Origin of the sequence: Glycomyces sambucus (assembly GCF_900102815.1) — a bacterium.
Classification (GTDB): domain Bacteria; phylum Actinomycetota; class Actinomycetes; order Mycobacteriales; family Micromonosporaceae; genus Glycomyces; species Glycomyces sambucus.
In genome coordinates this window covers 191,361-213,632 of sequence record NZ_FNGF01000003.1, presented here as the reverse complement: position 1 = coordinate 213,632, position 22,272 = coordinate 191,361, and the positions used below count along the sequence as shown (strand labels likewise).

Here is a 22,272-nt window from a genome sequence, read left to right as displayed (position 1 = left end):
GAAACGAAACGGGGGCCGGGCGCGATGCGCCCGGCCCCCGTTCCGCGTTCTCGTCTAGTGCGGCACGCCGAGGATGCCGGCGACCTCGGCCCGCAGGGCCTCCACGCCCGCGCGGGCGCGCTCGCGGGCGGCCTGGAGGTCGCCTCCGACCTCCTCGCGGACCTCGAGGTACGCCTTGAGCTTCGGCTCGGTGCCGGACGGGCGGCAGACCACGCGCGCGTCGGCGGTGGTGATCGTGACGACGTCGGCCTCGGGCATCCGGTCGAGGTAGTCGACGACCGGCTCGTCCAGCAGCGACGCGGGCCGGTTGGCGCGCAGGCGCTTCATGCACGCCGCGATCTCGTCCAGGTCCTCGACCCGCACCGAGAGCTGCCCGGTCTCGTACACCCCGAACTCCTCGGCGAGCTCGTCGAGCCGGTCCTGGAGGGTCGCGAAGCGGGCGGCCTGCCCGGCGGCGATCTCGGCGACCACGAGGGACGCGGAGATGCCGTCCTTGTCGCGCAGGAACTCCGGCGCCACGCAGTACCCCAGGGCCTCCTCGAACGCGAACGCGAGGTCGCCGCTGGTGCGCGCCAGCCACTTGAAGCCCGTCAGGGTCTCCATGTAGCCGAAGCCGCGCGCCGCGCACATGGCCTTGAGCTGCGTCGTGGACACGATCGTGGTCGCGTACGTCCCCTTGCGGCCCTTGCGCATCCAGTGGTCGGCGAGGAGCACGCCGACCTCGTTGCCCGAGAGCTGGCGCCACCCGCCGTCGCCGGTGGGGACGGCCACCGAGCAGCGGTCGGCGTCGGGGTCGAGCGCGAGCGCCACGTCGGCGCCCTCCTCGACCGCGAGCGCCTTGAGCAGGTCGATCGCGCCCGGCTCCTCGGGATTGGGGAACGCGACCGTGGGGAAGTCTGCGTCCGGTTCGGCCTGCTCGGGCACGAGCGCGGGCGCGGGGAAGCCCGCGCGCACCATCGCCTTGACGAGCGTGGCGCCGCCGACGCCGTGCATCGGGGTCGCGACCGACGCGAGCCGCTTGGGGTCGTCGGGGTCGACCACGGAGGCGACCGCCGCGAGGTACGCGTCGAGCACCGACTCGTCGAGGGTCTCCCCCTCGTCGCCGAGGGGGATCTCCGAGAGCGGCCCGAGCGCCTCGATCGCGGCCTCGATCTCGGTGTCGGCGGGCGGAACGATCTGCGCGCCCGCGCCGAGCTCGCCGCCCAGTTCCCGGCCCAGGTACACCTTGTACCCGTTGTCCTGCGGCGGGTTGTGGCTCGCGGTCACCTGGACCGCGGCCGCGGCGTCGAGGCGGGTCACCGCGAACGCGGTCACCGGGGTCGGCAGCGGCCCGGGCATGAGCAGCGCCCGGCGCCCCGAGCCGGTGACGACGCGGGCGGTCTCGACCGCGAAGTCGCGGCTGCCGTGCCGCGCGTCGTAGCCGATGACGACGGGGCCGTCGGCGCCCTTGGCGTCCAGCCAGTTCGCGAGGCCGGCCGCGGCGGCGCGCACCACCGCGAGGTTCATCCCGTTGGGGCCCGCGCGGAGCGGGCCGCGCAGCCCGGCGGTGCCGAACTTCAGGCGCCCCGAGAAGCGGTCGGCCAACTCGTCGGCGGTCTCCGGCAGTCCGTCGAGGAGCCGGTAGAGCTCGTCGCGGCCGTCCTTGTCGGGGTCGTCGGTGATCCACTGCAGCGCTTCGGCTCGCAGCGCGTCGAGCTTGGTCTGGTCGGTCATGGGGAAATGGTCGCATATCCGCAGCCTGGGAGACCGGTGTTGCGGACGGTGTGGCCTCAGCCGGTCTGGAACGAAGCCACGGCCGTGTCGAACACCGCCTGTGATAGATCCCATGCATCCGCGTCGCCGGACACGAACACCCCGAACGTCGTCCCGTCGCCGGCGTCCACGATGGCCCACACCGAGTGCCGCTCGGCCCCGGCCTCGTCGAGGTTCGTGCCGGTGTACTCCAGGACCGTGCCGCTCAGCCCGGCGAACTCGATGCCCTCCAACCGGACCTGCTCCAGGTCGGTCATCTCGGCGGGGAGCCCGTCGAAGTAGTCGCCCAGGTAGCCCTCGGGGTCGCCCGCGCCCTTCTCGGACGCCGCGTAGATCCGCACCCACTGCGTCTCGTCCTCGGGGTTGAAGAACAGCACGTGGTCGTCGCCGCCCTCGCCCTCGGGCCAGTCCGCGGGGTGCTCGACGGTGAACCCGTCGCCCTCGTAGACGGCGGTCTCGAACGGCGCGGAGCCGCCCTCGCCCTCCGGCGACTCGCCGCCGCCCTCGGGGGACTCGCCGCCCTCCCCGGCCTCCTCGCTCGTGCCCGGGTCCTCCGCGCCGCTCCCGCCGCCGTCGCCGGTGAGGAGCTTGTAGGCGCCCCAGCCGAGGACGAGCACCAGCAGGACGCAGATCGCGATGACCGCACCGGACCTCCACGGGTTCCCGCGCTCGGGTTCGGGCTCGGGTTCGCGCACCCGCGGGCGCGCGCCGGTGTGCGGGGGCGAGACCTCCTGGAAGCCCGAGGAGGCGCCCGCGCCGCGGTACGGCGGGGACTGGTGGCCCGGTCCGCCCGCGCCCCCGAGGGGGCCGGCGAGCAGCGCCTGGAGCTCGTCGCGGACCTGGGGGAGCACCATGCGCGCCCCCGGGTCCTTCGCGAGCATCCCGCCGAGGAGCCGGGTGAGCGGCCCGGCGTTGCGGGGGCTCTCCGGCGGCTCCTGCACGACCGCGCGCATCGTCGAGACGGCGTCGCCCCGGTCGAACGGCGGGCGCCCCTCGACCGCGGCGTACAGGGTCACGCCGAGGCTGAACACGTCGCTGGCGGGCTCGGCCGGGTGCCCGACCGCCCGTTCGGGCGCGATGTAGTGCGCCGAGCCGAGGACCTTCCCGGGCGTCGTCCCGCCCGAGACCTGGTGGAGCTGCGCCGCACCGAAGTCGGAGAGGACGCAGCGGCCGTCGGTGGAGATGAGCACGTTGCCGGGCTTGACGTCGCGGTGGATGATCCCCGCGTCGTGCGCGGCCTGGAGCGCCCCGACCAGCGCGAGGCCGATCTTCGCGGCCACGCGCGGCTGGAGCGGCCCGTCCTGGGAGAGGATCTCGGCGAGGCTGCGCGACTGGAGCAGCTCCATGACGATCCACGGCAGGCCCGCGTGCTCGACCACGTCGAACACCCGGATCACCGAGGGGTGCGAGAGCCCGGCCGCGATCTGCGCTTCGCGCCGGGAGCGGTCGATGAGCTGGACGCGCTCCTGCGGCGGCAGGTCCGGGGGCAGGAACACCTCTTTGAGGGCCACCTCGCGGCGCAGCACCGTGTCGTGGGCGCGCCACACGGACCCGTTGCCGCCCTTGCCGACCAGGTCTTCGAGGCGGTACCGGTCCCCGACGAGGTCGCCGGGCCGGGCGCGGTTGGCCGGGCCGGGCCCGGGCGGGCGCTGCCCCGGCTCGCCGCCGGCGGCGAAGCTCTGGCCCAGGTTCCCGTAGTTGCCGTAGGAGGAGCTGTGGCGGTACGAGGAGTCCCCGTAGGAGTCCCCGCCGTACGGGTCGCGGTTGAAGCCCTGGCGGCTCGACGCGTACGGGTCGGAGCCGTCGGGCTCGCGCCACGACTGCCCCCCGAAGGAGGGGTGCGGGTCGCGCCCGGGCGGCTCGGCGCCGTACGGTCCGCCCTGGCGCCCCTGCGGGGGCTCCGTGCTGTACCGAGGGGACGGCGCCGGGCCGGATCGGGGGTCCTCATAGGCGCCGGGACCACCGCGACCGTAGTCAGATGAGTACGTCATGCAACCACTCCTCGCGAGGGATCCCCCCTAGTCTGCCGCGCCCCGGCCACCCTCGCTGTACCGGGGAGACGCAAGTGATCCTCGGTCACGGGGCCGGGCGGAGGCGGCTCCGATAGCGCGAAGGCGCCGCCGGGGGGCACCATGACTCCCGGAGGCGCGGTTCACCACCTAGGATGTCAGCCATGCAGTCGTCACCGCAAGGCCGGGACGGGATCGAGATCCGGCCCGTCTACGGCCCGAGCGACGCCGCGGAGGATCTGGCGGACCGGCTCGGCGAACCCGGGTCCTTCCCCTACACGCGCGGCGTCCACCCGACCATGTACACCTCGCGGCCCTGGACCATGCGCCAGTACGCGGGCTTCGCCACCGCCGCGGAGTCCAACCGGCGCTACCGGGACCTCCTGGCCGCCGGCACCACCGGCCTGTCCGTCGCGTTCGACCTGCCCACCCAGATGGGCTACGACTCCGACGCGCCCGAGGCCGCCGGCGAGGTCGGCAAGGTCGGCGTCGCCGTCGACTCCCTCGCGGACATGCGCGCCCTCTTCGACGGCATCCCCCTCGGCGAGGTCTCCACCTCCATGACGATCAACGCGCCCGCCGCCGTCCTGCTGGTCCTGTACCAGCTGGTCGCCGAGGAGCAGGGCGTCGACGCGGCCGCGCTGCGCGGCACGATCCAGAACGACATCCTCAAGGAGTACATCGCCCGCGGGACGTACATCTTCCCGCCCGCGCCCTCCCTGCGCCTGGTCGCCGACACGTTCGCGTACTGCGCCGCCGAACTGCCGCAGTGGAACACGATCTCCATCTCCGGCTACCACATGGCCGAGGCCGGGGCGACCCCCGCGCAGGAGCTCGCGTTCACCCTCGCCGACGGCATCGAGTACGTCGAGTGCGCCCTCGCCGCGGGCCTCGACGTCGACGCGTTCGCGCCCCGCCTCTCCTTCTTCTTCGTGGCCCGCTCCACGCTCCTCACCGAGGTCGCCAAGTTCCGCGCCGCCCGCCGCATCTGGGCCCGCATCATGCGCGACCGCTTCGGCGCGAAGGACCCCCGGTCGATGAAGCTCCGCTTCCACACCCAGACCGCCGGGGTCGAGCTCACCGCCCAGCAGCCCGAGGTCAACCTCGCCCGCGTCACCGTCCAGGCCGTCGCCGCCGTCCTCGGCGGCACCCAGTCGCTCCACACCAACGCCTACGACGAGGCCATCGCCCTGCCCACCGACACCTCCGCGCGCCTGGCCCTGCGCACCCAGCAGGTCCTCGCCGCCGAGACCGACCTCACCGCCACCGTCGACCCCTTCGCCGGGTCCTACGCCGTCGAGGCCCTCACCGACGAGGTCGAGGCCGAGGCCCTGCGCCTCATCGACGCCGTGTTCGCGCACGGGTCGGCCGTCGCCGCCATCGAGGAGGGCTTCCAGAAGGGCGAGATCGAGCGCAGCGCCTACGAGACGGCCAAGCGCATCGACTCCGGGGAGCAGACCGTCGTCGGCGTCAACAAATACGTCCTCAATGGGGACGAGGCCCCGTACGCTCCGCTCAAAGTGGACCCCGCGATCGAGGCGTCGCAGGTCGACCGCCTCGCCGCGCACCGCGCCGGACGCGACTCTGAGAGGCTCGCCTCCGCCCTCGCCGGTTTGAAGCGCGCCGCCTCGGGAACGGACAACGTGCTGTATCCGCTCAAGACGGCGCTCGCCGCAGGAGCCACCGTGGGGGAAGTGTGCGCGGCGCTCGCCGCCGAATGGGGACGCCACGTCCCGACCGACAACTGGTGAGCGAATAGACGCGAGGGGCGAAGCGCACAGCGCGTCTGTTGCAGGGGGCGTCTCGCGGGGAAAGACTTGGCCGCGGATGCGTCATCGACCGGCGACGCATCCGCCGTCCGTTCAAAAGTCGGATCGCGGCCGTAACTTCTCGGCCCGGCAAGCGTTATGCCTTATGACGGCGGGTTCGGCCCACAGGGCCGTGACCGGCTGTCGCGCGGCCGTGACCCCGGGCTCGCCACGACGACCCGGTCGCGGCCGCCGGGCGTCGCAGATCACGGCGCTAGCCGCAACGGAGTGCGATCGGATTAAGCTTGCCGAATCGCCTTCCATTGGCTTTGATCCTCGAACGCGAATTGCGAGGCGCGAAGGAAATGTACACGCTCACTGCGGAGAAAGTCGTCGAGATGGGTACCGCCACGAAATCGAATGAGCCGCTGCCGAGTGCGATCGCACCGGAGGCGTGTCTCGTGGTACCCGCCGCCTTGCCCTCGCACGACACCGCAGCCGGGAGCGCTTCGCCCGGCACCACCGCTTCGGAGCAGGTCATGTCCACACCGCTGCCGGACTTCCTCGACGGATGGCTCGCCGCCCACGCCGCCGAGGTCGTCGCCGCCCGCCGCCACATCCACGCGAACCCGCGCCTCTCGCGCCAGGAGCACGACACGGCCGACTACGTCGCCGCGCGCCTGGCCGAGGCCGGCCTCGAACCGCAGCTCATCCCCGACGGCACGGGGCTGACCTGCGACATCGGCACCGGCGACCGCGTGATCGCGATCCGCGCGGACATGGACGCCCTGCCGATCAACGACCCGAAGCAGGTCCCGTACCGGTCGTCGGTCGAGGGCGTCTGCCACGCGTGCGGGCACGACGCCCACACCGCGATGCTCCTCGGCGTCGGCCGCGTCCTCCACGAACTGGAGCGCCGCGAGGGCCTGCCGGGCCGCTTCCGCCTGGTCTTCCAGCCGTCCGAGGAGCAGTTCCCCTCGGGTGCGCCCACGATGATCAAGTACGGGGCGCTCACCGACGTCGCCGCGATCTTCGCCTTCCACTGCGACCCGCAGTTCCAGGCCGGGCAGATCGGCGTGCGCAACGGGCCGCTGACGGCCGCGTGCGACGTCATGGAGGTCCGCATGGCCGGCCGCGGCGGCCACACCTCCCGCCCGCACCTCACCCACGACCTGGTGAACGCCATCGGGCGCGTGGTCGTCGACGTGCCGGCCCTGGTGAACCGCCGCCTCGACCCGCGCCAGTCCGTGGCGATCGTCTTCGGCGCGGTCCAGGCCGGCGAGGCCGCGAACGCGATCCCGCAGGAGGCCCTGGCCCGCGCCACCGTGCGCGTCCACGGCCGCGAGACGTGGGACATGATCCCCGACCTGGTGCAGGAGGTCACGCGCTCGGTCGCCCGCGCCTCGGGCGTCGAATGCGAGATCGACTACCGCCGCGGCGTGCCGCCGGTCGTCAACGACCGCTCCGCCTCCGCGATGTTCGCGGGCGCGGCCGCCGCCGCGCTCGGCCCGGAGGCGGTGGTCGAGGCCCCGATGTCCATGGGCGGCGAGGACTTCGCGTACTACCTGGAGCAGATCCCGGGCGCGATGGCCCGCCTCGGCGTCGGCCGCCCCGGCGAGCGCCTCGACATCCACCAGGGCAACTTCGACATCGACGAGACCGCGCTCTCGCACGGCGTCCGCGTCATGACCCACACGGTCCTGGCCGCGGCCCAGAGCCCGGCCTTCTAGCACCGCGACGGCGGCGGGGCGGGCGCATCGCGCCCGCCCCGCCGCCGTACTGCAGAAGGTGAACGGAGCGTCCGGGACGAATCGGGCACCCGGGGACCCCCCGTTTTCAACGCTACCCAGCGGGTGCGACACCAGGTCGCGGCGGGAAACGTGAACGGAGCGTCCAGGAGAAAACGGACATCCGAAGCGCCCCTATCCGAACCGTATCCGGCAGGTGCGACAGCGTCGCGGCACGAACGCCGTCCTTCCGGGTGGACCGGGGCTCGGCGCATCGGCCCGGTGTTCGGCGGGCCCTACTCGGCGGTCGGGCGCTTGCGGAGCGTCTCGACGTAGTCCTGGGGGGCGCCCGCCGCCTCGGCGGCGCGGAGGATCTCGTCGAGGTACCACTGGCTCGGCAGGCCGCCCTCGAAGCCCTCGAAGACGTACAGCCACACCTGGCGGTTCGCCTCCAGCGTCGCGGCCTGGGTGTGCATCTTCCGGTAGAGCTTGGAGTTGAAGCCCTCCAGCTCGTCGAGGACCTGCCGGTCCGCCGGGTCGAGGTCGTACAGCGACACGAAGACCCGCTCGCCGGGCGCTTCGACCACCGTCGCGACCGCGGACTCCCAGCCCAGGTCGGCGCCGCCGAACGTCAGGCGCCAGCCCTCCAGCCAGCCCGTCCCGACCAGCGGCGACCGCGGGCAGGTCGCGCGCATGCGGGCAGGGTCGAGATTCGAGCCATACGCGGCATAGAGATGCACGACTCGAAGATACCCTTAAACCAGCCCGCACTGAAGCATCCCGAACACCGAAAGGCGCACCCGTGGCACGAGTAGCGATCATCGGCGGAGGCCCGGCCGGGTATGAGGCCGCCCTCGTGGCGGCCCAGCTCGGCGCCGACGTCACCCTCATCGAGGCCACGGGGGCCGGCGGGGCCTGCGTCCTCTCCGACTGCGTCCCCTCCAAGACGTTCATCGCCGCCTCCAACGTGCTCACCGAGATCCACGAGTCCGCCGAGCTCGGCGTGGCGGCCAAGGAGGCCACCACCGACCCCGTCGCCGTCAACGGCCGGGTGCGCCGCCTCGCCACCCAGCAGTCCGCCGACATCGCCCAGAAACTCGTCAACCAGGGCGTGAACATCGTCTACGGGCGCGGGGCGCTGCGCGTCGACAAGGGCTACAACTACGTCCACGAACTCCACGTCGTCCCCCTCGAAGGCGAGCCGTTCGACGCCGACGCCGACGTCGTCCTCATCGCCACCGGCGCCACCCCCCGCACCCTCACCTCCGCCCCCGTCGACGGCGAGCGCATCCTCACCTGGCGCCAGCTCTACGACCTCAAGGAGCTCCCCGAGCACCTCATCGTCGTCGGCTCCGGCGTCACCGGCGCCGAGTTCGCCTCCGCGTACCTCGCCATGGGCTCCGAGGTCACCCTCATCTCCTCCCGTGACCGCGTCATGCCCCACGAGGACGCCGAGGCCGCCGAGACCGTCGGCCGCGTGTTCGTGCGCCGCGGCATGGACGTGCGCAACCACTCCCGCGCCGCCGCCGCCCGCCGCACCGACGACGGCGTCGAGGTCGAACTCGACGACGGCACCGTCATCGAGGGCAGCCACGCGCTCATCTGCGTCGGCTCGATCCCCAACTCCGACAACCTCGGCCTGCACGCCTACGGGATCACCGTCGACGAGCGCGGCTTCATCCCCGTCGACAAGGTCTCGCGCACCAACGTCCCCGGCGTGTACGCCGCGGGCGACGTCACCGGCGTCCACGCGCTCGCCTCGGTCGCGGCCATGCAGGGCCGCATCGCGATCTGGCACGCGCTCGGCGAGGCCGTGCGCCCCATCAAGCTCGCCCACGTGGCCGCGAACGTGTTCACCGACCCCGAGCTCGCCTCGGTCGGCGTCACCCAGGCCGACGTCGACTCGGGCAAGGTGGACTGCCGGGGCGTGCTGCTGCCGTTCGCGTCGAACCCGCGCGCGAAGATGCTCGACCGCACCGAGGGCTTCGTGAAGCTGTTCGCGTGGAAGTCGTCGGGGATCGTCGCCGGCGGCGTCGTGGTCGGCTCGCGCGCCTCCGAGCTCATCACCCCGATCGCGCTCGCGGTGGAGCAGCGCCTCACCGTGGAGCAGGTCGCCCGGACGTTCACGATCTACCCGTCCCTGTCGGGCTCGGTCGCCGAGGCGGCCCGCCAGCTCATGGAGTTCTGACCCGAAGCCGCACCAGCGAACAGGGGGCCCGCGCCATCGGCGCGGGCCCCTCGTTCTCAGTTCCTGTTACTCGACCGTTCCCCGGTCCCCCAGTCCTGCAGCTCCTCAGTCGACGAAGGTCTCGACGCGCAGGTGGCGGATGAGGTGGACGTCGGTGGCGGCGCCGGTGGAGGCGGCGAAGCCGATCTTGAACGTGTCGGGCGCCTCGAACGGCACCTCGGTCTCCAGGACGCGGGTCCAGCCCTCGCCGTCCAGGAAGTCGATGTCGACGGTGACCTTCGGGTGCTGGCCGTCGCCGACCTTGAGCTTCACCATGCGCTTGGCGCCGTCGAGGGTCGCCGAGCGCAGGCTCTCGGGGAAGTCGGTCCCGTAGATGTCGCCGTTGGCGTACTCGCCGATCTTCTCGTCGGTGGCGGTGGTCGCCAGCAGGCAGTAGCCCTGCGTGCCCTCGCCGGGGCCGCGGAGCGCGACGTTGTCGGGCGCGCGGTTGAACGGCACCTGCAGGTGCGCGGGCGCCTGGTACGCGGCCGGGCAGCCGGTGCCGCGGCCCTCGGTGTCGGCCGAGAAGTTCCCCCACGTGTCGAGGCCGAGCCCCAGGTAGGCGCCGTCCACCCCCGGGTTGTCGCCGTGCTGGGCGTAGCCGAGGCTGCCGCCGAACGCGCCCGCCTCGGTGAGGTCGGTGCCGCCGTCGACGAGGAAGAACGAGATCCCGTCGGCGCCGGTGCCGCCGTACTGGTACTGCGCGAACGTGACCTCGATGCCGCCCTTGTTCGGGAGCGCCTTGTTGAGGATCGCGGCGCCGGTGTTGAACTTGCTGGCGTCGGTGAGCTGGAGGTAGCCGGGCGACTTGCCGGACTCGGGGACCGGGCCCACGGCCTGGTCGGCGCACGAGTCGAACGAGTCGGGGCCGACGAGCTCGGTCGCCGCCGTCAGGCACGCGTCGAGCGAGAGCGCGTCGGCGGGCACGTTGTCGCCGTTGCCGGTCATGGGCGCGCTGAACAGCAGCTTCTTCGTCAGCTCGTCCGGGGCCTGGGCCCCCGCGGTCGCGGGGAGGGCGGCGAGGGCGGCGGCGAGCAGCATCGAGCCCGCGCCGAGGATGGCCATGCGTTTCACAGGTGCTCCTTCGTTCAGGTGCGCGGAGCGCCGGCCCGCTCCGGCCGCGCCCGCAGGTCACGTGCGGCCCGAGAGACGGACCGACTACAGAGCGAAGCTATATGAGAACACTGTGCACACGCGGGAAGTTCCCTCAATTGGGGACAGTCCACAGGGGTGCGGGACTGCCGCCCCGCACCCCTCCTCGCGTTCCCCTTGCCTCAGGCGTCCCTGCGGCGCATGGCGATCCACCCGCCGACGAGCGCCGCCGCCGTCCACAGCACCAGGATCCCGATGCCCTCCCACGGCCCGTAGTCCCGCCCGAACTGCGGATCGCCCGGCACCGTCAAGTGCATGACCACCATGCCCACCTGGTCGGGCAGGTACTGCGCGACCGGCCTGATCGCGTCCACGTTCCCCAGCCCCTGCGAACTCAGGAACAGGATCGGCAGCAGCACCGACAGCGCCACCACCGTGCTCCGCACCATCACCGCGACCCCGGCCGCGAACAGGCTCAGCAGCGTCAAGTGGATCCAGCCGCCCAGCAGCGCCTCCACCGTCTCCCACTCCATGAACGGCGCCGCCCGCTCACCCAGCCGCGACTGCGCCGTGAAGAACGTCGCCACCTCGACCACCACCGCCGCGCCCGCCACCACCAGGCCCGTCACGAGCATCTTCGCCGCGAAGAACCGGCCCCGCGACGGGACCGCCGCCAGCGACACCCGGACCGTCCCCGTCGAGAACTCCGCCCCCGCGAACTGCACCGCGAACGTGATGAGCACCAGCTGCCCCAGCAGCAGGCTGAAGAACCCCGCCGCCAGCGAATCCTGCTCCCGCGCCGCGTCCGCGAAACTCCCCGCGACCACCCAGCCCAGGCCCACCCCGACCACTGCGAACGCCGCCAGCATGATCGGCGTCGACCGCACCGACCGCACCTTCACCCACTCGGCCGCCGCCGCGGCCCCCAGCGCGCTCACCGGGCACCGCCCGCCCGGTACTGCACCGACTCGCTCGTCAAACGCATGAACGCCTCCTCCAGATTCGCACCCGAATGCGCCGACACGAACTCCTCCGTCGGCAGGTCCGCGAGCAGGCGCCCGCGGCCGATCACCACCAGGTGCGAGGCCGTCAGCGCCATCTCCGCCATGAGATGGCTCGACACGAGCACCGTCCGGCCCTCGCCCGCGAGCCGCTTCGCGAGGTTCCGCACCCAGATCACGCCCTCCGGGTCGAGCCCGTTCACCGGCTCGTCCAGGATGAGCACCCCCGGATCCCCGAGCAGTGCCGCCGCGATCCCCAGCCGCTGCCGCATCCCCAGCGAGAACGCCCGCACCCGCTTCCCGGCCGCCTCCGACAGCCCGGTCTCCTCCAGGACCTCCTGGACCCGCTTGCGCCCCAGGCCGTTCGAGGCCGCGAGCCACAGCAGGTGGTCGCGGGCACTGCGTCCCGGATGCAGATCGGACGCCTCCAGGAGCGCCCCGACCGCCGTCAACGGCCGCTTGAACTCCGCGTACTGGCGCCCGCCGATCAGCGCGCTCCCGGCCGTGGGCCGGTCCAGGCCCAGGACCATCCGGATGGTGGTGGACTTGCCCGCGCCGTTGGGTCCGAGGAAGCCGGTGACGCGGCCCGGCTCCACGGTGAAGGTCAGATCGTCGACGGCCGTGCCGCCCCGATACCGCTTGGTCAGATGGTTCACTTCGATCACGCCGCCACCGTAGGAGCGCCGAACGGCGCCGGCACAGTCCCCGAAGGTCGCGCGTTCCCGCGACGAAAGTGCACGGCCAGGCGCGGCGGCCGGTGCGTACGCTGGCCCCATGAGAGGTCTCCTCGCGGCGGTCGCGGTCGTCCTGGTCGAGTTCGCCGTCTTCGCGATGCTCCCCGCCGGCCCCGTCCCCGCCGGCGTCCTCGCCCTCCTCGCCGCCGCGGTCGTCGTCGCCCTCTGGCAGCGCCACCGCCGCGCCGAACGCGAACGCGAGGCCGCGGTCCACCGCGAGCGCCTGCGCCTCGCCCGCGACATGCACGACCGCATCGGCCGCCGCCTCGGCCTCGCCGCCGTCCAGGCCGCGGCCCTCGAAGTCAGCGAGACCGACCCCGACCGCCGCGCCGAGGCCCGCCGCGTCGGCGACACCGTCCGCGGCGCCGTCGAAGACCTCCACGGCCTCGTCGCGGTCCTGCGCGGCGGCGAGGAGGCGGGCCCGGTCTTCGACCCAGCCGCCGTCGCGTCCCTGGCGGCCCAGTTCGTCGAGGCGGGCGTCGCCGTCGACCTCCACCAGCGCGGCGAACCGGGCCCGATCCCGGCCGCGGCCGCGAGCGCGGCCTACGCGGTGCTGGAGGAGGGCCTCGCGAACGCGGTGAAGCACGCGCCGGGTGTTCCGGTGGCGGCGACGGTGACATGGGAGGAGGACGCGCTGCTGGTGGTGGTAGAGAACCAAGCCCCTCGGAAGGCCGACGCCGAAGACCAAGCCGAAAGCCCGCCACCCGAATGGTCCTCCGGTTCGACGCTCCAGAGCTCGGGAGGCCACGGACTGCAAGGTCTGCGGGAGCGGGTCGACGCGGCCGGCGGCCTGCTCGACCACCGCCGCGAAGCCGGTCGATTCCGGTTGAGCGCCATGCTGCCCAGGGCGGTGGCCCCGAAGGTCGCGGCGAGGGTACGCGCGGCGGCGCTGGCGACGCTGGTGCTCCTGCTGGTGCTCGTGCCGCTCACCGCGGTCACGGGGGTGAAATGACGAGGGTCGTCATCGCCGACGACGAGCCGCTGGTCGTCGAAGGAGTCCGAACGGTCCTCGAAGCGGCGGGCTGTACCGTTGCCGAGGTCGTCCACAACGGACGCGACGCGCTCAAGGCGGTGGAACGGCACCGGCCGGAGGTGGTCCTGCTCGACCTGCACATGCCCGGCCTCGGCGGCCTCGCGGTGGCGGAGCGCCTGGGTGCGGTCGCGCCGGGAACCCACGCGCTCATCCTGACCTCCTTCGGAGACCAGGAGAACGTGCTCGCCGCGGTGGAACGCGGCGCGGCCGGGTTCGTCCTGAAGACCTGCACCCCAGAAGAACTCGTGACCGCGGTCCGCGCAGTCGCCGCCGGCGAGGCGTACCTGTCCCCGGTAGTCACGCGCATGGTCCTCGGCCTGGTCGCCCCCGACGCGGCCCCGCGCCGCCGCGACGCGGTCACCCGCGTCGCCCGCCTCGCCGCGCGAGAGCGCGAGGTCCTCGACCTGCTCGCGGAAGGGCTCGCAAACGCGGAGATCGCCGGCCGGGCCCACATGAGCGAAGCGACGGTGAAGACCTACGTCAGCCGCATCCTGGCAAAACTGGAGTGCACCAACCGGGTCCAGGCCGCCCTCCTGGCAAGAGACGCAAGAACCTGACCACCCGTCAACCCCCAACCTCCGTCCATCCCTGGTCGCGGTATCCCCACCCGACCTCCAGCTGCCTCCAACCCACACTTATCCACAGCCCACCAAATACCCCTGGGCGATCCCGGCCCAGCATGCGACCGTTGCAGGATGCGAACCGACGATCAGGCACGAAGTTATCCACAGGGCCGAAAACAGTACTTGGCAGCAGCTACCGGACATGTGATTGTTGGTAGAGAAAAAACCCCTGCTCCGGTGGAAGTGCGGAGCGGAGGTTCGGTCCCGGCAGGACCGGCGGCGAAAGTGGGAACCCCGGGGGCCGCCCCCGAAGACCGAGCGCGGGTGCACCCGCGCTCGGCTCCTGCCGGGACACCTCGCGAGAAACACCGCGGGCGCCCGCCGAAAGGCGGACGCCCGCGGCCTCGCACAGAGGCTTACCAGCTGCTGGGCACCGGAGCGCCCTCGGTGTATCCGGCCGCGGACTGGACGCCGACGGCGGCGCGCTCGTGGAACTCCTCGAGGTTCGTCGCCCCGGCATAGGTCGCGGCGGAGCGGATGCCGGCCACGATCGAGTCGAGCAGGTCCTCCACGCCGGGCCGCTGCTGGTCGAGGTACATGCGCCCGGTGGAGATGCCCTCCTCGAACAGGGCTTTGCGGGCCTGGTCGAAGGAGGACTCGCCCGCGCTGCGGGCCTTGACGGCGCGGGCCGAGGCCATGCCGAAGGACTCCTTGTAGGGCTTGCCGTTCGCGTCGTAGTGCATGTCGCCGGGGGACTCGTGGGTTCCGGCGAACCAGGAGCCGATCATGACGTTCGAGGCACCCGCGGCGAGGGCGAGGGCGACGTCGCGGGGGTGGCGGACGCCGCCGTCGGCCCAGACGCGGCGGCCCATGCGGCGGGCGGTGGCGGCGCATTCGAGGACCGCGGAGAACTGGGGCCGGCCGACGCCGGTCATCATGCGGGTGGTGCACATGGCGCCCGGGCCGACGCCGACCTTGACGATGTCGGCGCCCGCGTTGATGAGGTCCATGGTGCCCTCGGCGGTGACGACGTTGCCGGCGGCGACCGGGAGGTCAGGGGCGGCGTCGCGCACGAGCTTGAGGGCGTCGAGCATCTTCTCCTGGTGGCCGTGCGCGGTGTCGACGACTATGACGTCGGCGCCGGCCTCGACGAGGGCGGTGGCCTTGCCGGTGACGTCGCCGTTGATGCCGATGGCGACCGCGATCCGGAGCTTGCCGTCCGCGTCGGTGTTCGGCCGGTAGATGGTGTTGCGCAGGGCCCCCGCGCGGGTGATGACGCCGTGGAGGCGACCCTCGGCGTCGAGGACGGGCGCGAGCTTCACGTTCGCCTCTTCGAGGGTGCGGAAGGCATCGGCCTCGGAGGTCCCGATCGGGAGGGTCACGAGGCGGTCGGAGGCGACCTGCTCCAGTTGCGTGAAGCGGTCGACGCCGCGGCAGTCGGCCTCGGTGACCACGCCGAGGGGGCGGCGCTCGGAGTCGATGACGATGACGGCGCCGTGCGCGCGTTTGGGGAACAGCGCGATGGCCTCGGCGACCGTGGCGGTCGGGGGCAGGGTCAGGGCCGCGTCGCAGTCGAGCGGGCGGGACTTGACGCGCGCGATGACGTCGGCGACGACGTCGACGGGGATGTCCTGGGGGATCACGGCGAGCGCGCCGCGGCGGGCGAGCGTCTCGGCCATGCGGCGGCCCGAGACCGCGGTCATGTTCGCCGCGATGATCGGGATCGAGTTCCCGGTGCCGTCGCCGGTCGACAGGTCGACGTCGAGCCGCGAGGCGACGTTCGACCGGTTGGGGACCATGAACACGTCGGCGTAGGTGAGATCGTGCTCAGGAGTTCCGTCGATGAAGCGCATGGCAAGCCCCCTGTAGGGAGTGGTCGGGTCCAGCGGAGGATTTCCGCCGCCGGGAACCCTAACCCGATTTCGGTCGTCGGCAGCAGTGCATGTGGTGCTACGCACAGCAACGTCAATTGTCCCTCGTTCGGGTGCCGCCTGTAAGTCTTGCACCCGACAGATCCGTTACGGCTTCCCGTCACCGCGGGCCCTTGACTACCGCCCGATCCGTGTTGCAACGGGATTCGCCTAGGTCCGGGATCCGCGCCGCCGGGATCCGACTACTCCGAGATCTGGCAGATCTGCGCCCCGGCCGCGACGACGTCGCCGATCCCGACCTCCAGGCCCGAGACGGTCCCGGACTTGTGGGCCTCGATCGGCTGCTCCATCTTCATGGCCTCCAGGACCACGATCGTGTCGCCCTTGACCACGGACTGGCCGTCGGCGACGGCGACCTTGACGATGGTGCCCTGCATCGGCGAGGGCAGCGAGTCGCCGCCGATCGCCGGGCCCGAGTCGGACTGCTTCTTCGCGGCGCGCTTCTTCGGCTTGCTCGACGCGACCGGGTTGAGGAGCCCCGCCGGGATCGACACCTCCAGTCGCTTCCCGCCGACCTCGACCACGAGGCTGGTGCGCTCCTCGGCCTCGCCGTTCGCGCCCGCGCCCGCGCTGTACGGGTCGAGCGTGTTGTCCCACTCGGTCTCGATCCAGCGGGTGTGGACGGTGAAGTCCTCGGCGAACGCCGGGTCCTCGACCACGAGGCGGTGGAACGGGAGCACCGTGGCGATGCCCTCGACCTCCATCTCGGCGAGCGCGCGCGCGGAGCGGCGCAGGGCCTCCTCGCGGGTGGCGCCGGTGACGATGACCTTGGCGAGCAGGGAGTCGAAGTTCCCGTCGATGACGGACCCCTCCTCGATGCCGGTGTCGACGCGCACGCCCGGCCCGGCCGGGAGGCGCAGCTTCGACACCGCACCGGGCGCTGGCAGGAAGCCGCGGCCCGGGTCCTCGCCGTTGATGCGGAACTCGATCGAGTGGCCGCGCGGCTCGGGGTCCTCGGTGACGGGGACGCGCTCGCCGGAGGCGATGCGGAACTGCTCGCGCACGAGGTCGAGGCCGCTGGTCTCCTCGGAGACGGGGTGCTCGACCTGGAGGCGGGTGTTGACCTCGAGGAAGGAGATGGTGCCGTCGACGGCGACGAGGAACTCGACCGTGCCGGCGCCGTGGTACTCGGCCTCCTTGCAGATGGCCTTGGCCGCGTTGTGGATCACGGCGCGCTGCTCGTCGGTGAGGAACGGCGCGGGCGCCTCCTCCACGAGCTTCTGGTGGCGGCGCTGGAGCGAGCAGTCGCGGGTGCCGACGACGATGACGTTGCCGTGCGTGTCGGCGAGGACCTGGGCCTCGACGTGGCGGGGCCGGTCGAGGTAGCGCTCGACGAAGCACTCGCCGCGCCCGAACGCGGCCTCGGCCTCGCGGACCGCGGACTCGAACAGGTCGGGGATCTCGTCGCGGTCGCGGGCGACCTTGAGACCGCGCCCGCCGCCGCCGAAGGCGGCCTTGATCGCGACGGGCAGGCCGTGCTCGTCGGCGAACGCGAGGATCTCGGACGCGTCCTTCACGGGGTCCTTGGTGCCGGGCACGAGCGGCACGTTCGCCTTCATGGCGAGGTGGCGCGCGGTGACCTTGTCGCCGAGGTCCCGGATGGACTGCGGGGTCGGCCCGATCCAGGTCAGCCCGGCGTCCATGACGGCCTGGGCGAACTCGGCGTTCTCCGAGAGGAACCCGTACCCCGGGTGCACGGCGTCGGCCTCGGACCGCTGGGCGATCCGGATCAGCTTGTCGATCCGCAGGTAGGTGTCGGCGGCCGTGAGGCCGTCGAGGGCGAACGCCTCGTCGGCCAGGAGGGTGTGGGGGGCATCGCGGTCGCCGTCGGCGTAGACGGCGACGGACTCGAAGCCGGCGTCACGGCAGGCCCGGATGACTCTCACTGCGATCTCGCCGCGGTTGGCGATCAAAACCTTGCGCACGTCCCGCAGTGTAGTGGCCGGGTATCCGGGTCCGGGGGGACGGCGACGCACAGTGCCCGGAAGAAACGGTACGAACCGGACCATCTTTAGTGGGTCTCCACAAGACGGGTTGTCTATTTTTTAGCGTGATCCCCTGAACGATCGTTTGAGACGCAGCGCCGTGACGCGTCACACCGATCCGCCGACACGAGGCCGCACCGAGTCGCCGCCGCGCGGATCCGCCGTCACGCCGACCTGTTCACCGCGTCGCCGCCGCGCTGATCCGCTCGTCGATCCGCCACCCTGTCCCGTTGCTACGGACCATTCGGGCCTCGCTTCCCGGGGCCCTACTTCCCGATGCCCTCGCACCACGACGCGACCTGCTCCACGAACCGGTCGCTCTTGATCGCCTCGCGCCAGTACCCCGCCTGCTCCGCGTCGAGGTCGGGCCCGAGTTCGAGGTCGCCCGACTCGATCCGCTCCGCGGTCTGCTCGCACCACTCGGCGTCGACCGCCCACAGGTCGGCCTGGCGCCGCATCATCGCCCTCGCGTGGGCCGGGACGAACGCCTCGCCGTTCGCCTCCTTGAAGTCCGAGGTCGTCGCCGCCAGCACCTGGGTGACCAGCTCGACGCGCTCGTACAGGGTCTCGGCCCGCCGGCGCAGCATGGCGACGTTCTCGGCCGGGCTGAGGACCTGCGCGAACGTCCACGCGGTGTGGAACGGGTCCTCGGACGCCGACACCTCCCACAGCTTCTCGCGCAGCGTCCGCTGGAACTCGGTCTCGCCCTTCGCGGTGACCCGGTACGTGGTCCGCGCGGGCCGCGCGTCGACCGACTCGGTGTCGACGACCTCGATGCTGCCGTCGAGCGCGAGCCGCTTGAGCGCGTGGTAGATCGAGCCCGCGCCGATCTCGGACACCCCCGGCAGCCGCCACGAGTCCAGCTCGCGGCGGACCAGGTAGCCGTGGACGGGGCCGAGCCACCGGACCAGGCCGAGTACCAGCAATCGCGTGCTCCACATGCAGGTGATATTACTCCAGCGTTGACTATGACCGTGTAGGCCCGGAAACCGAGTTGCAGCCGTCTCAGCGGTCTGGTTATAGTCAAACTTGAACAAGGAGATCGACTCACTCATACCGGCGCGGCGCCCGAGCCGCGCCGACCACCACCGATCCACCCGCGAGGTACCCATGCTCATCGAGACCAAGGGACTGAAGAAGACCTTCAAGTCCCGCGGCAAGGAGGTCGAGGCCGTGCGCGGCGTCGACCTCGCCGTGAAGGAGGGGGAGGTCTTCGGCCTCCTCGGCCCGAACGGCGCCGGCAAGACCACGACGATGCGGATGCTCTCCACCCTCATCGAGCCCACCGACGGCGAGGCCGTCGTCTGCGGCCACGACCTCGCCCGCGAGGCGGGCAAGGTCCGCCGCGACATCGGCTACGTCGGCCAGGCCGGCGGCACCTGGGGCGAGGTGACGGCCCGCGAGGAGCTCGTCATGCAGGGCCGGCTCTACGGCATGTCGAAGAAGCGCTCGCAGGCGCGCGCGATCGAGGTCCTGGAGTCGTTCCAGCTCGGCGAGTACGCCGACCGGAACGTCAAGACCTACTCCGGCGGCCAGAAGCGCCGCCTCGACATCGCGCTCGGCATCATGCACGAACCGAAGCTGCTGTTCCTGGACGAGCCCACCACCGGCCTCGACCCCCAGTCGCGCGCCCACATGTGGGACGAGGTGCGGGCCCTGCGCGAGCGCGGCACCGCGATCTTCCTCACCACCCACTACCTCGACGAGGCCGACGCCCTGTGCGACCGGCTCGCGATCATCGACCACGGCGAGATCGTCGCCGAGGGCACCCCGATCGCGCTGAAGAAGGAGGTCGCCGGGGACGTCGTCGCCGTCGGCGTCGCCGACCGCGCCTCCGAGGCCCGGGACCTGTTCGGCGCCAAGGACTTCGTGCGCGAGGTCGAGGCCGGCGAACCCGACCCGGCGACGGGTGTGGCGGTCCTGCGCCTCTACGTCGACGACGGCGCCTCGGCGCTCCCCGAGCTGCTGCGCGCCCTCGACGGCGCCGACATCTCCCCGGCCTCCATCGAGCTGCACCGGCCGAGCCTCGACGACGTCTTCCTGAAGCAGACCGGCCGGTCACTGCGAGAGGAGAAGTAGTCGTGAAGGTCATCCGCGACACCTGGCTCGTCTACTCCCGGGCCATGAAGCTCAACCTGAAGCAGCCGGTCTGGCTCATCGTCATGCTGATCCAGCCGATCTACTTCCTGTTCCTGTTCGCGCCGCTCTTGGAGCCCATGGACGGCATGCCCGGGTTCGAGAACGGCGCGATGGAGACGTTCGTGCCCGGCCTCATCATCATGATGGCGCTGTTCGGCTCCGCGTTCGTGGGCTTCGGCCTCATCGCCGAGCTGCGGCAGGGCGTCATCGAGCGCATGCGCGTCACCCCGATCAGCCGGGTCGCGCTCATGCTCGGGCGCACGCTGTCGACCGTGACGACGACGGTGTTCCAGTCGCTCGCGCTGGTGCTCCTGGCGTCGCTGACCGGGAAGCTCGACGTGTACTGGCCGGGCGTGGCGCTCATGCTGCTCATCGTCATGCTCACCGCGTTCATGCTCGCGGCCGTGTCGCTGGGGCTCGCGATCATCCTCAAGAGCGAGGACGCGATGGCGCCGACGATCAACACGCTGGTGCAGCCGATCATGCTCATCTCCGGCATCATGCTGCCGATGGTCATGGCGCCGGCGTGGCTCCAGAACGTGGCGGACTTCAACCCGTTCTACTACGCCGTCCAGGCGTCGCGCGAGCTGTTCGCGGGGAACCTCGGCAGCAGTGTCGTGTGGGAGGCGCCCGCGATCCTCGGCGCGCTCACGATCGTGCTGGTGTGGTGGGCGACCCGCAAGTTCGCCCGCGCCGTGGCCTGAGCCCGATTCGGAACCGGAGATCCGGGGCCGCCGCGCACCGGAGGTGCGCGGCGGCCCCGTCACGCTTTCGGGTGACAGGAACGGGTTACGACGGTAAGAACGGCCGGTTCTTGTCGGACCCGCGCGAGAGACTTGACGTGGGGTAGCCCCCCTGGGAGGGCGGGGGAGTGCCCTGGGGTGGTCGAGCGGGTGTTTTCCCAGTTCAGGGCCATGAAGACCCTGAATGCTACAGCGTCTCGACTCCGTCCGCGCCGCGCAGTGCGCCGCGGGTGTCGAGGACGGGGACGCCGGCCGGGAGGGCCTCCGGGCGGTACTCGGCGTGGTTGGTGAGCAGCACGATCAGGTCGGCCTTCGCGGTCGCGAGGTCGGCGACGCGCTCGACCTCCTGCCCGCCGACGCTCCACGACGTCACGTGCGGGTCGTGGTACGCCAGCTCCGCCCCGGCGTCGAGGAGCTTGCGCCCCACCGGGGTCGAGGGCGACTCGCGCTGGTCGGCGATGTCGGGCTTGTAGGTCACGCCCAGCAGCAGCACCCGCGCGCGCGACAGCGCGATGCCGGCCTCGTTGAGCTTCGCCATCGCCCGGCTCACCGTGTACTCCGGCATCCGGTTGTTGATCTCCTGCGCCAGCTCCACGAACCGGAACGGGTACCCGAGGGTCCGCACCTTGTACGACAGGTAGTTCGGGTCGATCGGGATGCAGTGCCCGCCGACCCCGGGCCCGGGGTAGAACGCCTGGTACCCGAACGGCTTGGTCTTCGCGAGCCCGATCGCGTCCCACAGGTCCACGCCGAGTTCGCGGCAGAACACCGCCATCTCGTTGACGAGCGCGATGTTGACGTGCCGGTACGTGTTCTCCAGCAGCTTCGCCATCTCCGCCTCGCGCGGGCCCTTGGCCTCGACGATGGTGTCGATGAACCGCGAGTAGAGCGCCTTCGCGGCGGCGGTGCACGCGGGCGTCAGGCCGCCGACGACCTTGGGGGTGTTGACGATCCCGTAGACCGGGTTGCCCGGGTCGACCCGCTCGGGCGAGAACGCGAGGCAGAAGTCGACGCCCGGGACGAGCCCGGACTCCTCCTGGAGGATCGGCGCCACGACCTCCTCGGTCGTGCCCGGGTACGTGGTGGACTCCAGGACGACGAGCGCGCCGCGCCGCAGGTGCCTGCCGGCCGCGCGGGAGGCGCCGATGACCGCGGCGAGGTCGGGTCCGCCCGCCTCGCCGAGCGGGGTCGGCACGCAGATGACGATGGCCTTCGCGCGCGCCTGGACCGCGGCGTCGGTGGTCGCGGTGTAGCCCTGGTCGAGCATCTGCCGGAGCTCGGCGTCGGCGATGTCGTCGATGTGGCTGGAGCCGGCGTTGAGGGCGTCGACGACCCGCTGGGTCCGGTCGAGGCCGACGACGGTGAGGCCCTTGGCCGTCGCGGCCTGGGCCAGGGGGAGGCCGACGTAGCCTTGACCGACCACGACCAGGTCGACGTCCAGGCCCGGCTCGTTCGATGCCACGTCGTTGAGAGACACAGTGGAGTCCTTTGCGAATCGGCAGGGTGGTTCCGGGGGAGTCCCCCGAGATTAGCAATGGGAACATCCAAGGGCCTAGCCAGGGCGAACGTCAATTCCCGTTGGCCGATC

The 22,272-nt window shown here is 71.9% G+C and carries 16 protein-coding genes and 1 pseudogene; 7 read left to right on the top strand and 10 right to left on the bottom strand.

Features of this window, described 5'->3' with window-relative positions; genetic code table 11:
- Window positions 1–54: 54 nt before the first annotated feature.
- Together BLS99_RS10675 and BLS99_RS26170 are read right to left on the bottom strand one after the other, a co-directional pair.
- On the bottom strand, window positions 55–1,713 hold the full coding sequence (locus tag BLS99_RS10675) for a phospho-sugar mutase (protein ID WP_091048473.1): 1,659 nt from the start codon (window positions 1,711–1,713) through the stop codon (window positions 55–57).
- A 56-nt stretch (window positions 1,714–1,769) separates the two neighbouring features.
- Entirely contained in the window at window positions 1,770–3,743 is a 1,974-nt protein-coding gene (locus BLS99_RS26170) for a protein kinase domain-containing protein (RefSeq protein ID WP_176953305.1), read from the bottom strand.
- 182 nt (window positions 3,744–3,925) lie between these two features.
- On the opposite strand from BLS99_RS26170, the gene BLS99_RS10665 reads away from it, so the two are divergent.
- Both BLS99_RS10665 and BLS99_RS10660 read left to right on the top strand, forming a co-directional pair.
- Complete coding sequence (locus BLS99_RS10665; protein ID WP_091048469.1) at window positions 3,926–5,512, top strand: acyl-CoA mutase large subunit family protein; 1,587 nt, start codon at window positions 3,926–3,928, stop codon at window positions 5,510–5,512.
- Between the two features lie 536 nt (window positions 5,513–6,048).
- The gene (locus BLS99_RS10660) at window positions 6,049–7,239 is read left to right on the top strand and encodes an amidohydrolase (RefSeq protein WP_091048466.1); all 1,191 of its coding nucleotides are present in this window, start codon (window positions 6,049–6,051) and stop codon (window positions 7,237–7,239) included.
- Window positions 7,240–7,532: 293 nt separating this feature from the next.
- On the opposite strand, the gene BLS99_RS10655 is transcribed toward BLS99_RS10660, so the two are convergent.
- Window positions 7,533–7,976 carry a gamma-glutamylcyclotransferase family protein gene (locus tag BLS99_RS10655; RefSeq protein ID WP_091048462.1) on the bottom strand — a complete coding sequence of 148 codons (444 nt, stop codon included), beginning with the start codon at window positions 7,974–7,976 and terminating at the stop codon, window positions 7,533–7,535.
- Between the two features lie 56 nt (window positions 7,977–8,032).
- Here BLS99_RS10655 and BLS99_RS10650 point away from each other — a divergent pair.
- Window positions 8,033–9,424, top strand: a pseudogene (locus BLS99_RS10650) (NAD(P)H-quinone dehydrogenase); the annotation flags it as partial.
- A 105-nt stretch (window positions 9,425–9,529) separates the two neighbouring features.
- Here the strand turns inward: BLS99_RS10650 and BLS99_RS10645 are convergent.
- The 3 genes from BLS99_RS10645 to BLS99_RS10635 form a co-directional block, all read right to left on the bottom strand.
- On the bottom strand, window positions 9,530–10,537 hold the full coding sequence (locus BLS99_RS10645) for an L-type lectin family protein (RefSeq protein WP_143034752.1): 1,008 nt from the start codon (window positions 10,535–10,537) through the stop codon (window positions 9,530–9,532).
- Window positions 10,538–10,737: 200 nt separating this feature from the next.
- Complete coding sequence (locus BLS99_RS10640) at window positions 10,738–11,493, bottom strand: ABC transporter permease (protein WP_091048453.1); 756 nt, start codon at window positions 11,491–11,493, stop codon at window positions 10,738–10,740.
- Window positions 11,490–12,221: an ABC transporter ATP-binding protein gene (locus BLS99_RS10635; RefSeq protein WP_245712218.1), complete on the bottom strand. Its 732-nt coding sequence runs from the start codon at window positions 12,219–12,221 to the stop codon at window positions 11,490–11,492. The genes BLS99_RS10640 and BLS99_RS10635 overlap by 4 nt, the downstream gene beginning before the upstream one ends.
- A 109-nt stretch (window positions 12,222–12,330) precedes the next feature.
- Between BLS99_RS10635 and BLS99_RS10630 the strand changes: the two genes are divergently transcribed.
- Window positions 12,331–13,242, top strand: coding sequence for a sensor histidine kinase (locus BLS99_RS10630; protein WP_091048446.1), 912 nt, complete (start codon window positions 12,331–12,333; stop codon window positions 13,240–13,242).
- On the top strand, window positions 13,239–13,880 hold the full coding sequence (locus tag BLS99_RS10625; protein WP_091048442.1) for a response regulator: 642 nt from the start codon (window positions 13,239–13,241) through the stop codon (window positions 13,878–13,880). The genes BLS99_RS10630 and BLS99_RS10625 overlap by 4 nt, the downstream gene beginning before the upstream one ends.
- Window positions 13,881–14,302: 422 nt before the next feature.
- Here BLS99_RS10625 and BLS99_RS10620 read toward each other — a convergent pair whose 3' ends face one another.
- From BLS99_RS10620 to BLS99_RS10610, 3 genes are all read right to left on the bottom strand, one after another.
- Entirely contained in the window at window positions 14,303–15,739 is a 1,437-nt protein-coding gene (locus BLS99_RS10620) for a GuaB1 family IMP dehydrogenase-related protein (protein WP_091048439.1), read from the bottom strand.
- 260 nt (window positions 15,740–15,999) lie between these two features.
- Window positions 16,000–17,742, bottom strand: a complete 1,743-nt coding sequence (locus BLS99_RS10615) for an acetyl/propionyl/methylcrotonyl-CoA carboxylase subunit alpha (RefSeq protein ID WP_091048436.1) — start codon at window positions 17,740–17,742, stop codon at window positions 16,000–16,002.
- A gap of 326 nt (window positions 17,743–18,068) precedes the next feature.
- Entirely contained in the window at window positions 18,069–18,743 is a 675-nt protein-coding gene (locus BLS99_RS10610) for a PadR family transcriptional regulator (RefSeq protein ID WP_176953304.1), read from the bottom strand.
- A gap of 169 nt (window positions 18,744–18,912) precedes the next feature.
- On the opposite strand from BLS99_RS10610, the gene BLS99_RS10605 reads away from it, so the two are divergent.
- Window positions 18,913–19,881: an ATP-binding cassette domain-containing protein gene (locus BLS99_RS10605; RefSeq protein ID WP_091048428.1), complete on the top strand. Its 969-nt coding sequence runs from the start codon at window positions 18,913–18,915 to the stop codon at window positions 19,879–19,881.
- Window positions 19,882–19,883: 2 nt separating this feature from the next.
- Entirely contained in the window at window positions 19,884–20,645 is a 762-nt protein-coding gene (locus BLS99_RS10600) for an ABC transporter permease (RefSeq protein WP_091048426.1), read from the top strand.
- A 226-nt stretch (window positions 20,646–20,871) separates the two neighbouring features.
- Here BLS99_RS10600 and BLS99_RS10595 read toward each other — a convergent pair whose 3' ends face one another.
- Window positions 20,872–22,161, bottom strand: a complete 1,290-nt coding sequence (locus BLS99_RS10595) for a nucleotide sugar dehydrogenase (protein WP_091048423.1) — start codon at window positions 22,159–22,161, stop codon at window positions 20,872–20,874.
- Window positions 22,162–22,272: the final 111 nt, after the last annotated feature.

Coding starts and splice junctions, on each gene's coding strand:
- BLS99_RS10675 (WP_091048473.1), bottom strand. CDS start 1,713: ATGACCGACCAGACCAAGCTCGACGCGCTGCGAGCCGAAGCGCTGCAG.
- BLS99_RS26170 (WP_176953305.1), bottom strand. CDS start 3,743: ATGACGTACTCATCTGACTACGGTCGCGGTGGTCCCGGCGCCTATGAG.
- BLS99_RS10665 (WP_091048469.1), top strand. CDS start 3,926: ATGCAGTCGTCACCGCAAGGCCGGGACGGGATCGAGATCCGGCCCGTC.
- BLS99_RS10660 (WP_091048466.1), top strand. CDS start 6,049: ATGTCCACACCGCTGCCGGACTTCCTCGACGGATGGCTCGCCGCCCAC.
- BLS99_RS10630 (WP_091048446.1), top strand. CDS start 12,331: ATGAGAGGTCTCCTCGCGGCGGTCGCGGTCGTCCTGGTCGAGTTCGCC.
- BLS99_RS10625 (WP_091048442.1), top strand. CDS start 13,239: ATGACGAGGGTCGTCATCGCCGACGACGAGCCGCTGGTCGTCGAAGGA.
- BLS99_RS10620 (WP_091048439.1), bottom strand. CDS start 15,739: ATGCGCTTCATCGACGGAACTCCTGAGCACGATCTCACCTACGCCGAC.
- BLS99_RS10610 (WP_176953304.1), bottom strand. CDS start 18,743: ATGTGGAGCACGCGATTGCTGGTACTCGGCCTGGTCCGGTGGCTCGGC.
- BLS99_RS10605 (WP_091048428.1), top strand. CDS start 18,913: ATGCTCATCGAGACCAAGGGACTGAAGAAGACCTTCAAGTCCCGCGGC.